Source organism: Symbiopectobacterium sp. (assembly GCF_051710365.1).
Classification (GTDB): domain Bacteria; phylum Pseudomonadota; class Gammaproteobacteria; order Enterobacterales; family Enterobacteriaceae; genus Symbiopectobacterium.
Window position 1 is genome coordinate 1 of the sequence record NZ_JBPETA010000103.1, and the last position, 11,245, is coordinate 11,245.

Here is an 11,245-nt window from a genome sequence, read left to right on the forward strand (position 1 = left end):
TTTGAGATTTTTGGCCAGTTCATTAGCCAGAGCCTGCAACTGTTTTTCGTCCATAAAGTAACCTGCTTTTGATGTTGGATTGAACATATCAAAATCAGGCAATTACACAAATTTATGTACAGGCTCCAGAGCCATTGATTAGCACGTTTTTTTAAACGGTAGCCGTGTGTTTTTGTCCGAAACTTACTTTTCGATGGATACACAACTCTCGTTTCAGGATGACCTAAATGCTTTCGGATTATCTCTGCCCTATCAATAATGCGCCTTTTCGCTTACCTTCCAACGGACCTTTTAATTATAGGCTAGGAGCAGTGCCGCCGATACGACTCTTTCAAGAGGTTATCGTTGTCAGCAATGATGGCGTAGAGCCAATGGCGTTGTCTGCGCGTTGTTCTGTTCCTGCGTTGTCATCCCTGGCGGCCAATGCTTGCGTAAGTCGCATTACAGGGGTTAACGGGTTTTCCCAATCTGACGATATTGTGCAAGTGGCGCGCTTTATCGGAGACAACAGTGAATATCCCCCTACCGTGCAACGCACCCTGCGTGAGGCGTTTTATCAACGCTGGAAATCCATGTCTCTCGGCGAGCATGCTCTATTGGCACGTGGCGTTGCGGTAGAGCGCGTATTGGCGGGGCAATCGTGCAAGACGGTTGCCGAGGCGCATGGTATTCCTGAACGTAGCATACTCATGCATTGGCTGAATATGCTGGCGGTTGATGGTGAGGCGGGTACGCGGGTCTGTGCGGGTGAATGCTGTTATGCCGTGGCGGATATCTACGGTATTGAATCTGATAGCTTCGCCTTCAACGAGTTGCAAAAGCGTGCGGTGATGGGGTGGGCAGGGGAACGGGTACGCAACGGTGAGTCATGCCTGCAAGTGGAACAGGATCATGGTATTTGCATGCAGTACGAGGCGATGGATATGTTAGAGATAATCGCGGTTAACTCCTGTGCCGGAGAACGGGTACGTAACGGTGAATCCTGCCGGCTGGTCGCCCGAGAACATGGCATCAGTGCTTTATTTATGGCGATGTGCGAGCTGGAAAACATCGCCGTGAAAACGGTTGCCGGAGCGCGAGTGCAACAGGGGGAACTCTGTTACGTGGTAGCGTGGGATCACGGAATTAGCCATTGCCATAATGCGATGCATAATCTGGAGATGGTTGCTGTGGAGACCTTCGGGGCTGAACGGGTGAAAAACGGGGAGTGCTGCACACTTGTCGCCCTGTCGCTGGGGATTGCATTGGACAGTGGGGCGGTAAAGGTGCTGGCAGCCCTCGAAATGGCCTCTGCTGGTGCGGAAAAACGCCCGCGCTTACAGTGAGTAGGGTGGGGTAATAAATAAAAACCCCACAGTCAGGACTCTGACCGTGGGGCTGGTATGAGGTGCTGTACTCAGAAAAGCGCTACTTTTTGATACGGATAACCGGTGTTTCACCGACAACCACGGTGCCGCTCAACTTGGTCAGCTCTTTGATTTCGTCCATGTTGGAGATAACCACCGGCGTCAACGTTGATTTGGCCTTTTCTTCCAACAGCGCCAGATCGAATTCAATGACCAGATCGCCTTTCTTCACGTGTTGGCCTTCTTCCGCGATGCGTTTGAAGCCTTCACCTTTCAGCTCAACGGTATCGATGCCGAAGTGAACGAACAGTTCAATACCGCTGTCGGATTCGATAGAGAAAGCATGGTTAGTTTCAAAAATCTTGCCGATGGTGCCATCAACCGGCGCCACCATCTTGTTGCCAGTCGGTTTAATGGCAATACCGTCCCCGACAATTTTTTCAGCAAAAACAACGTCAGGAACGTCTTCGATATTGACGATTTCACCAGACAGCGGTGCAATGATTTCAATACTGCCAGTATCTTTTTTGTCATCAGATACCAGAGATTTCAGTTTATCGAACAAACCCATGATCTTCTCCTAATCATTAATATTGGGTCAGCATAGCAGAATCAGCAGAGCGTTTTTTCTTTGATGAATCGGCTCACTACATCGCTCAGTTCTTGCGCTGTGGGTTGGGAGAGCGCTTGTTCTGCCAACGCTTTGGCATCGTCGTAATTTGCATTACGAATGATCTTCTTGATGCTAGGAATTGAGATTGCACTCATGCTGAATTCATCCAGACCCATACCCAATAATAGCAGTGTAGCACGTTCGTCACCAGCGAGCTCGCCGCACATCCCCGTCCATTTGCCTTCGGCATGAGATGCGTCAATGACCTGCTTGATCAAACGCAATACCGCTGGAGACATCGGGTTATAGAGATGAGAGATAAGCTCATTACCGCGATCAACTGCCAGAGTATACTGGGTTAAGTCATTTGTCCCAATACTAAAAAAGTCCACTTCTTTCGCCAGATGGTTGGCAATGGCGGCCGCAGCAGGTGTTTCAACCATTACGCCCACCTCGATGCTCTCATCGAAGGCTTTCCCTTCTGCTCTCAACTGCGATTTCAGCAGTTCCAGCTCGGCTTTCAGCGCACGCACTTCCTCTACGGAAATGATCATTGGGAACATGATGCGCAGCTTGCCAAACACCGACGCGCGCAAAATGGCACGCAGCTGTGTATGAAGAATTTCTTTACGATCGAGACAGATACGAATCGCTCGCCAGCCCAGGAACGAGTTCTCTTCCTTCGGCAGGTTCATGTAAGGCAGATCTTTATCGCCGCCGATATCCATGGTGCGCACGATAACCGCCTGCGCCCCTACGGCTTCTGCCACGGCTTTGTAGGCTTGGAACTGCTCTTCTTCTGTCGGGAACGCATCGCGATCCATAAACAGGAATTCGGTACGATAGAGTCCAACACCTTCTGCGCCATTGCGCTCGGCACCGGCAACATCACGCACGGTACCAATGTTGGCGCACACTTCTACCTGATGCCCGTCGAGCGTGATGACTGGCAAATCCTTCAGTTTTGCCAACGCATCTTTTTCAGCGTAGTACTGTGCTTCCAGCGCTTTCAGTTGTTCGATAACGTCCGGCGTCGGGTTCTGATAAATTTTGTTGTTCACGCCATCCAGAATCAGATAATCGCCGTTTTTCACCTGCTGGGTGGCATCCGTGGTGCCGACAATCGCGGGCAGCTCCAGAGAACGCGCCATGATGGAGGTGTGGGAGGTCCGGCCGCCGAGATCGGTAATAAAGCCCAGCACCTTGTCCAGGTTCAGCTGTGCGGTTTCTGATGGCGTCAAATCGGTTGCGATCAGGATCGATTCTTCCTGAATATCGCCCAGATCGATAATCGGCATACCGAGAATGTTTCTCAGCAGGCGTTTACCGATATCGCGCATGTCCGCTGCGCGCTCTTTCAGGTACTCATCGTCCTGTTCTTCCAACGCTTTCGCCTGATTCTCGATAACCGAGTAGGCTGCTGCATCGGCAGAGTGATGGTCCTTTTTGATCAGGGCTATGATTTCCTGCTCGAACTCTTCATCTTCAAGCAGCATGATATGCCCTTCGAAGATGGCCTCTTTCTCAGCGCCCAGGGTTGCACCTGCTTTGGTCTTGATGGCTTCCAACTGCGCAGAAGCCTTGGCCCGGCCACTCAGAAAACGTTCGATTTCTTGTTCAACGTCTTCAGCAGTAATTTTCTTCCGGCTGATGACGATTTCGTCTTCCTTCAATAACAGCGCGTTACCGAAAGCAAAACCGGGTGATACTAATATGCCTGAAATCATAACCCTACCTTCACTCGAAACTGATGTTCACACGAAAAGCTTGCCGATTACTCAAGTTCGGCCATCAGCTTAACCAGATGTTCAACGGCTTTTTGCTCGTCTTCACCTTCTGCGGAAAGGGTAACGACAGTGCCTTGCGTCAGGCCTAGGGTCTGAAGCTTGAACAAACTTTTCGCGCTGGCACTTTTTCCGTTGGAGGTGACGGTAATTTCGCTGGTAAATCCTTTGGCTTCTTTAACAAACTGAGCCGCAGGACGGGTGTGCAGGCCATTCGGAGCGGTAATGGTAACTTCTTGCTGGAACATTCTGTTTTCCCCAACTATGGTTTGGATTCGTGTTGTGGAACTAAAGTTTAGTGTATTTACCGAACTTTAGTCTGTTAGGTCAGCCCCATTTATGTTACGGGGTCGCCATTGATGCGGCAAGGTAAGGACGAAACGCCTTCCCTGAATATATACGCCAAATAGCACCGTATTCCAGCCCAGTGTCAGATGGCATTGCTGCCTCTGTGGTAAAAAACGGGGACATTGCCATCAGTAGGAACAGGGTACGATGTTACGGTTATTAATTTCGCACATAAAAATAATTGTTCGGTTAAATACTAAACCTGGACCAAAAAAGCAATCATTGATGTGTATAAACTTTGAACCCGACCACAAAAAAAGCACCTGTGAAGGTGCTTTTATGCCGTCAATGTAACGAAGGATTACTGCTGCAATTCTTGTTCTGTGAACAGATCGGCAAACAGTGCAGTACTGAGATAACGCTCACCGGAAGAGGGCAGAATCACCACGATGGTTTTGCCTTCAAAAGCGGGCTCTTTCAGCAAATTCAGTGCGGCAGCCACGGCTGCACCGGAAGAGATCCCAGCCAGAATACCTTCCTCTTCCATCAGGCGACGCGCGGTTGAAATCGCGTCCTCGTTAGAAATGCGCTCAACGCGATCCACCAGAGACAGATCGAGGTTACCGGGAATGAAACCTGCGCCGATCCCTTGGATCTTGTGCGGGCCAGGCTTGATCTCTTCGCCAGCCAGCGCTTGGGTGATCACCGGTGAATCAACGGGTTCAACCGCGACGGTGGTGATAGCTTTGCCTTTGGTTTTCTTGATAAAACGGCTAACGCCAGTCAACGTACCGCCGGTGCCGACACCGGAGATAAACACGTCGACTTCACCATCGGTATCTTCCCAGATTTCCGGACCGGTGGTTTTTTCGTGAATTTCCGGGTTAGCCGGATTGCTGAACTGTTGCAGTACCAGTTTGGCGCCCAGCGCTTTCAACAGTTTGCGCCGCTCAATGCTCATGGTTTCTGGCATGGTCAGGGTTAATTTGTACCCGCGGGCAGCAGCGACATAGGCCAGAGCAATCCCGGTGTTACCGCTCGTCGGTTCCACCAGTTCAACGCCGGGTTTTAATACGCCGCGTTTTTCTGCATCCCAAATCAGGTTCGCACCGATACGGCATTTGACGCTGAAGCTGGGGTTGCGCGATTCTACTTTTGCCAGAATACGTCCATTACCGACACGGTTCAGGCGAACCAGCGGCGAGTGGCCGATGGTGTAGGAGTTATCTTCATAGATTTTGCTCATGGCCAGTCCTTATAACTGTATGAAATTTTTACCAACAAGATAGAGCATACTCACTCCGTCCTTTCAGGGAAGGAAAGAATTGCTATATCGTTATGTTCTTAAGAAATATCTTTTCATTACAGTCGGAAAAACTATCGCGTTCCCGCTGATACCGAGAGATGACGATATCGATCCACCCACAATGCGGTTGCGCCACAGACGGCGACCGGCATCACCACCAAATTCAGGAACGGCACCAGCGTAAACACGCTGACCAGCGCGCCGAACTGCAAGTTATTGAGTTTATGACGCCGTAACGCTTCGCGCATGGTGGGAAAGCTGATTTTGTGATTGTCGAAGGGATAATCGCAATATTGAATGGCCAGCATCCAGGCGCTAAACCCGAACCACAGCAGCGGTGCCACGGTTTGTCCGATGCTGGGAATAAGATACAGCAACAGCAGCACGATGGCGCGCGGCAGGTAATAGGCGAGTTTCTGCACTTCGCGCTTCATGATCCGCGGGATATCTTTGACCATGCCCACGACGCCACTGTCCGGCAGGGCCTTTCCGGTCAGTCGCGCTTCAAGCTGCTCGGCCAGCAGGCCGTTAAACGGTGCCGCGATAAAATTGGCGATGGTACTGAAAAAATAGCCGAATACCAACAGGATAGAGATGACGGCGAGCGGCCATAGCAGGTAGCTTAACCATTGCAGCCACTCTGGCACATGGCCCATCAGTTGGGCAATCCAGTCACCCATGCGGGAAAACAGCCACCAAAAGGCACCGCCCATCAACAGCACATTGAGCAGCAGGGGAACGATGACAAAACGCCGTATGCCCGGCAGCGACATCAGTTTCCAACCTTGTGCGAATATAGTAAATGCCTGAACGCGGTGGCGTAGCGGGGGGACGGGGTTACCATGACATCCTGTTCCTCATTGTGGGGGTGATCCGGATCGTTTGTGTGATCTGCATCATATCGGGATGATTTTCTGCTGACCAGTGACACTTTGGACGAAAAAAAAGCAAAAAAGTGCGCCCGGTATATCTTTATTCCTATAAAATACTGTGCAGGCTTGCACTTGTGTACGCAGGTAAATAGAGTTAGGGGTATGAAAAAATTGCCGCGGTGGCAATAAATTTAATTAACTGGGATAGCAATGATGCAGGACTTGCGTCTGATATTAATCGTTGTGGGCGCGATCGCTATAATTGCGCTACTGCTTCACGGCTTGTGGACGAGCCGTGAAGAGCGCTCGTCCCTTTTTCGTGACCGTCCGGTGAAGCGCCTTAAGCAAAAGCAGAAGCGAGAAGAGACTGCGCCGCTTGAGGAGCTTGATGAAGGGGTCGGTGAAGTCAGAGTCACGCGAACTCGTGCGCAGGAAGAACCTGCATTGGGTTCGTTCAGTGAGTCTGCGCCGCCGCCTGCATCCTCATCGCCTTTCGCTTCTGCTGCCGAACACGTTCGTACCGATTACGATCCGCTGTTAGGAGTAGGAGCGACCACCGCGCCGCAATCTGCACCTGAGGTGCACGTCGATCGCGTTGCGCAGGAGACTCGCCCCGCACATGCTGCACCTGTGCACCCAACGCCTGTTGAACGTGCACCGCATGTTGAAGAGCAGGCCGCAGAGCAAGACTTGCCTGAGCGGGATGCTGACCAGCCGCAAGTGCAAAGCGCAAGCAGCGCAGCGCAAGAAACGGTGCTGGTACTGCACGTTGCGGCTCATCAGGGCAGTATCATTGGCGGTGAAGTGCTGTTGCAGAGCGTATTGCAGGCCGGCTTCCAGTTCGGTGAAATGAATATTTTCCATCGCCATGTTAATCCTGCGGGTGCAGGACCGGTGCTGTTCAGCCTGGCCAACATGGTGAAACCCGGCTCTTTCAGTATTGACGACATGGCCGAGTTCTCCACGCCGGGCGTCTCCATTTTCATGATGGTGCCCTCCTACGGTGACGCAAGCCAGAATTTCAAACTGATGCTGCAATCTGCACAGCGCATTGCTGACGACGTCGGCGGAGTGGTACTGGATGATGAGCGTCGTTTAATGACGCCGCAGAAAGTTGGGGCTTACAAAGGCCGTATTCGCGATGTGCTGCGGGCTAATGTTTTGTAACCGCAAAGCCTCCTACATGGAGGCTTTGTTTTTTTAGGGGATAGGGTGGGCTGACGTGGTGAGTAGCAATGGGTTAAAGCAGGATCTGGGCGTGGTTCAGGGAGTGGGGCTGCTTTCTACTTCTTCACTACTGGGAACTGGCGTGTTTGCGGTGCCAGCTATTGTGGCGCAACTGTCGGGTAATGGCAGCCTGTGGGCCTGGCCGCTGCTGATTGTGTTGGTGTTTCCGATTGCCATTGGCTTTGCCGCGTTAGGACAGCATTTTCCCAATGCCGGTGGAGCAGCTCACTTTGTCAATCTGGCGTTTGGCCCGCGTCTGGCCCGCGTGACCCGCTGGCTGTTTCTTTCCGTGATCCCCCTGGGGTTGCCTGCTGCGCTGCAAATTGCCGCTGAGTTTTGGGCGCCGTTTATCGGCCATAGCAGGGCGGGCATATTGGTGGTGCAAATGTTGACGCTGGTCGCCATTTGGCTGCTTGGGTCACGCAGTGCGGGCCCAAGTGCTTCCATTCAAACGGGTATTGCCGTGCTGCTGCTGCTGCTGGTCGCCGCCATTTGGTGGGGGGGAGAGATCAATCCCACGCATATCGCCTGGCCTGCACTGAGTACCCTCTCTTGGCCGAACACCTTTGATTCACTTGCCGTGATGTTTTGGTGTTTTGTTGGACTGGAAGCGTTTGCTCACCTCTCTACCGAGTTTCGTAACCCAGAGCGTGATTTCCCTCGGGCCTTGATGATCGGCATGCTGATTGCTGGCATCGTCTATTGGGGCTGTACCTTAGCGATTTTGCAGTTGAACGTCTACGGCAGTGATATCGCGCCGACCTCGCTGCTGTTGAGTATCGTCGCAGATTTGTTTGGTAGCGAATGGATCTATTGGGGGCCTGCCTGATTGGCTATCTGGCGTGCTTTGCCAGTGTGAACATTTATACACAGGGCTTTGCGCGACTGGTGTGGTCACAGGCAACGCCAGGGAGTCGTTTGGGGCGGCTTTCACGTGCCCAAGTTCCCCTTAGCGCACTGTCGGCGGTGGTGCTTTGTAGCATGGTCTGTTGCCTGCTGATTTACTGGCTGTCACTGCCATTATCGACGTTGATCGTTTACGCCAACGGTATTTTTGTTCTGGTTTATCTGCTGTGCATGCTGGCAGGGTGTCGGCTGTTGAAAGGTCGGGCCCGCCTGATGGCGGTTATCGGCAGTGTGCTGTGTTGCGCACTGTTGGTGATGGTAGGGGCTAAATCGCTCTATGCACTGATTATGCTGGCAGTGCTGTGGTGGGGGTTACCGCATAAGTCACAGCAACTGACGGCAGAATAATCACTGCTGCACCGGCCCTCGGGTGGCCGGTGCCCGTGATGAGGTCGTACCGCCTACAGTGGTTGCTGTTCAGACGTAGCGGTTTTTTCTGCGTCCAGCTTGGCTTCCAATTCGCTCAAACGCTGTTCCAGCCGCGCCAGTTTTTCACGAGTGCGCAGCAGAACCTGCGTTTGCACATCGAACTCTTCGTGGTTTACTAGATCCAGTTTGGTAAACTGTGCTTGCAGTACCTGGCGAATTTTTTTCTCGGCGTCTTCGCCCAGCTCACGTATGCCTTTCGGCATAGATTCATGCACCTGGCGTGCAATTTGCTCAATCTTTTTCGGGTCAATCATGCCGTTTTCCTGCTCGGTTTCTGTCATCTGTACTGTCAGTGTAATGAGTGAATGAAAAGGGATAAACCAAAACTCGCCTTGTAATGCTTTGTGTCGGATTCCTAAAGAAAATTTTTCCCAATAGGCCAGCAGATGTCACATTTTATCCATTGCGCTAATTGCCCCGTTCAGGCAATAGCGTTATAGTTACCACGCTTACTTCTCAGGGCGGGGTGTAATTCCCCACCGGCGGTAAACCAGACAGCGCAGGGTGCTAAAACATCGTGCTTTCGTCTGGAAGCCCGCGAGCGCTCGCCGTAACGTTATCAATAATTTATTATCGATGTGCGTGGCGAGGTCAGCAGATCCGGTGAAATTCCGGGGCCGACGGTTATAGTCCGGATGGGAGAGAGTAACGGTATCCTGTTGGGCATATGCCCACTCGCGTTATTTTGTTAGTCATTGCACGGTGCGCATTGAACCGCATCTGTTGTAATGGTTACTCCTCAAGCTCGCCCTGGTTCTGGTAATCCATAATAAACATAAGGTTTTTTTACCATGAATCAGACATTACTTTCTGAATTTGGCACGCCATCTGAACGCGTTGAACGTGCTCTTGAAGCGCTGCGTCAAGGCGTTGGTGTTATGGTGTTGGACGACGAAGACCGTGAAAATGAAGGCGACATGGTATTTGCCGCCGAGAACATGACCGTTGAGCAAATGGCGATGACCATTCGCTACGGTAGTGGTATCGTCTGCCTGTGCCTGACTGAAGAGCGCCGCCGTCAATTGGAACTGCCCATGATGGTGGAGCACAACACCAGCCACTATCAAACCGGCTTTACCGTCACCATCGAAGCTGCTGAAGGCGTGACGACCGGTGTGTCTGCGGCTGACCGTATGACAACCGTTCGCGCCGCCATTGCTGATGACGCTCGTGCGAGCGATTTGAATCGTCCTGGCCACGTCTTTCCGTTGCGCGGCCAACCGGGTGGCGTACTGACTCGCTGTGGTCATACCGAAGCGTCTATCGATCTGGCAACGCTGGCAGGTTTCAAACCGGCCGCTGTGCTGTGTGAGCTGACCAATGATGACGGCTCCATGGCGCGTGCGCCGGAAGTGATCGCCTTTGCTAAACAGCACGGCATGCCGGTACTGACCATCGAAGACTTGGTCGCCTACCGTCAGGCAGCAGAACGCAAAGCGAGCTGATCGTTCTCTTCTCGGGCCGGTGATACCGGCCCTTAAAAACGCAGCCAGTGCGCCTTACGCGTTCGGCTGCGTTTTTCTTGCCAGTAAGGTGGCGAAGCGCAGTTTGATGCGGTTGCCATTCTCGTCGGTTTTATGCAATTCCCCCACCTCTTCGTTGTATTTCAGGATGTCCCATCCTGCGTAATACTCGCGCAATTCATCGTGCTGGAAGGTGAAGGAGAAAGGCAGCGGGCAGGGGAAATCCTCGGTGGACATGGCCGCCACGATCAGGTTATAGCCACCCTCTACGATGCACTCCTGCATGTTACGCACGATGAAAGGAATGCGCTCGCGTTCCAGAAACATCAACACCACGGTAGAGATGATGAGGTCAAACTGTTCGTCTAACGCGGCTTTGTTGATGTCGTACAGGCTGGCGCGAATGCCGGAGAGGTTTTCGCTGCTGATGATATCTTTCAGTGACGAGATGCTGTTGAGGTTTTTGTCATACGCGGTAACGTCAAATCCGCGCAGGTTCATGTAAAGGGCATTTCTGCCGCCACCGCAGCCAAGATCGAGCGCTTTGCCAGCCGGTATTTGCTCCAGTGCGGCCACTACTTCGGAGTGGGTTGCCGTCAGGCCGTATTTTTTAGCGTAATAATCCTCGACTGTGCAGTAAAACGCTAACTGGCACTCCAAATCCGCTGAGGCACTGACGATCCGGTGCCAGGCTTGCGGTTCAACAAACGGCGGCTGATTCTGTTTGGTAAACTGATAAGTCTCAATCACCGAGCCATCTTCATGCAGCATGGCGAACGTCAGCTCTCCTTTCAAGACGGTCAACTTCGCCCAGGTGCCCACTTGCGTGTTGTGTTTTTCTTGAAACGCGGCGGGCAGCGTCTGTGCATTCCACTGCGGCAGGGTTTTATCCGTCATTCCGCACCTACTTTAAGAATAAATTCGACGGTATCGCTCGCCGAGAACATCAACGATGGTCTTGTGAACAGAATTGAGGTTGGATACTTGTGGTGGTCTGTCACCAATACTGAA

At 52.1% G+C, this 11,245-nt stretch carries 10 protein-coding genes, 1 pseudogene and 1 riboswitch; of the genes and pseudogenes, 4 read left to right on the plus strand and 7 right to left on the minus strand.

Features of this window, described 5'->3' with window-relative positions; genetic code table 11:
- The first annotated feature begins 311 nt into the window (after positions 1–311).
- Positions 312–1,325: a hypothetical protein gene (locus ACTBDZ_RS10715; protein WP_438815295.1), complete on the plus strand. Its 1,014-nt coding sequence runs from the start codon at positions 312–314 to the stop codon at positions 1,323–1,325.
- Between the two features lie 82 nt (positions 1,326–1,407).
- Here the strand turns inward: ACTBDZ_RS10715 and crr are convergent, their stop codons facing one another.
- From crr to cysZ, 5 genes are all read right to left on the minus strand, one after another.
- A complete protein-coding gene (gene crr / locus ACTBDZ_RS10720) occupies positions 1,408–1,917 on the minus strand; it encodes a PTS glucose transporter subunit IIA (RefSeq protein WP_196908569.1) in 510 nt (169 codons plus the stop codon).
- 41 nt (positions 1,918–1,958) lie between these two features.
- A complete protein-coding gene (ptsI, locus tag ACTBDZ_RS10725; protein ID WP_438815296.1) occupies positions 1,959–3,686 on the minus strand; it encodes a phosphoenolpyruvate-protein phosphotransferase PtsI in 1,728 nt (575 codons plus the stop codon).
- 47 nt (positions 3,687–3,733) lie between these two features.
- A complete protein-coding gene (ptsH, locus tag ACTBDZ_RS10730) occupies positions 3,734–3,991 on the minus strand; it encodes a phosphocarrier protein Hpr (RefSeq protein WP_002913505.1) in 258 nt (85 codons plus the stop codon).
- A 401-nt stretch (positions 3,992–4,392) separates the two neighbouring features.
- Positions 4,393–5,277 carry a pyridoxal-phosphate dependent enzyme gene (locus ACTBDZ_RS10735; RefSeq protein WP_438815298.1) on the minus strand — a complete coding sequence of 295 codons (885 nt, stop codon included), beginning with the start codon at positions 5,275–5,277 and terminating at the stop codon, positions 4,393–4,395.
- 131 nt (positions 5,278–5,408) lie between these two features.
- Positions 5,409–6,110 (minus strand): sulfate transporter CysZ, encoded by a 702-nt coding sequence (gene cysZ, locus ACTBDZ_RS10740; RefSeq protein ID WP_438815299.1) that lies wholly within the window; start codon positions 6,108–6,110, stop codon positions 5,409–5,411.
- 309 nt (positions 6,111–6,419) lie between these two features.
- Here cysZ and zipA point away from each other — a divergent pair, with 309 nt between their 5' ends.
- Positions 6,420–7,376, plus strand: a complete 957-nt coding sequence (zipA, locus tag ACTBDZ_RS10745) for a cell division protein ZipA (protein ID WP_438815300.1) — start codon at positions 6,420–6,422, stop codon at positions 7,374–7,376.
- A 55-nt stretch (positions 7,377–7,431) separates the two neighbouring features.
- Positions 7,432–8,690: pseudogene (gene yjeH, locus ACTBDZ_RS10750) on the plus strand (L-methionine/branched-chain amino acid transporter).
- Positions 8,691–8,743: 53 nt separating this feature from the next.
- Here yjeH and ubiK read toward each other — a convergent pair.
- Positions 8,744–9,025 carry a ubiquinone biosynthesis accessory factor UbiK gene (gene ubiK / locus ACTBDZ_RS10755; protein WP_438815303.1) on the minus strand — a complete coding sequence of 94 codons (282 nt, stop codon included), beginning with the start codon at positions 9,023–9,025 and terminating at the stop codon, positions 8,744–8,746.
- A 194-nt stretch (positions 9,026–9,219) separates the two neighbouring features.
- Positions 9,220–9,422, plus strand: a riboswitch (FMN riboswitch).
- A gap of 140 nt (positions 9,423–9,562) precedes the next feature.
- On the opposite strand from ubiK, the gene ribB reads away from it, so the two are divergent.
- Positions 9,563–10,216 carry a 3,4-dihydroxy-2-butanone-4-phosphate synthase gene (gene ribB, locus ACTBDZ_RS10760; protein WP_438815301.1) on the plus strand — a complete coding sequence of 218 codons (654 nt, stop codon included), beginning with the start codon at positions 9,563–9,565 and terminating at the stop codon, positions 10,214–10,216.
- Positions 10,217–10,270: 54 nt separating this feature from the next.
- Here ribB and tehB read toward each other — a convergent pair whose 3' ends face one another.
- A complete protein-coding gene (gene tehB / locus ACTBDZ_RS10765; protein ID WP_438815302.1) occupies positions 10,271–11,131 on the minus strand; it encodes an SAM-dependent methyltransferase TehB in 861 nt (286 codons plus the stop codon).
- Between the last annotated feature and the right edge of the window lie 114 nt (positions 11,132–11,245).

Excerpts from the sequence above, each read along its gene's own strand:
- crr (WP_196908569.1), bottom strand. The coding sequence starts at position 1,917 with ATGGGTTTGTTCGATAAACTGAAATCTCTGGTATCTGATGACAAAAAA.
- ptsI (WP_438815296.1), bottom strand. The coding sequence starts at position 3,686 with ATGATTTCAGGCATATTAGTATCACCCGGTTTTGCTTTCGGTAACGCG.
- ptsH (WP_002913505.1), bottom strand. The coding sequence starts at position 3,991 with ATGTTCCAGCAAGAAGTTACCATTACCGCTCCGAATGGCCTGCACACC.
- ACTBDZ_RS10735 (WP_438815298.1), bottom strand. The coding sequence starts at position 5,277 with ATGAGCAAAATCTATGAAGATAACTCCTACACCATCGGCCACTCGCCG.
- cysZ (WP_438815299.1), bottom strand. The coding sequence starts at position 6,110 with ATGTCGCTGCCGGGCATACGGCGTTTTGTCATCGTTCCCCTGCTGCTC.
- zipA (WP_438815300.1), top strand. The coding sequence starts at position 6,420 with ATGATGCAGGACTTGCGTCTGATATTAATCGTTGTGGGCGCGATCGCT.
- ubiK (WP_438815303.1), bottom strand. The coding sequence starts at position 9,025 with ATGATTGACCCGAAAAAGATTGAGCAAATTGCACGCCAGGTGCATGAA.
- ribB (WP_438815301.1), top strand. The coding sequence starts at position 9,563 with ATGAATCAGACATTACTTTCTGAATTTGGCACGCCATCTGAACGCGTT.
- tehB (WP_438815302.1), bottom strand. The coding sequence starts at position 11,131 with ATGACGGATAAAACCCTGCCGCAGTGGAATGCACAGACGCTGCCCGCC.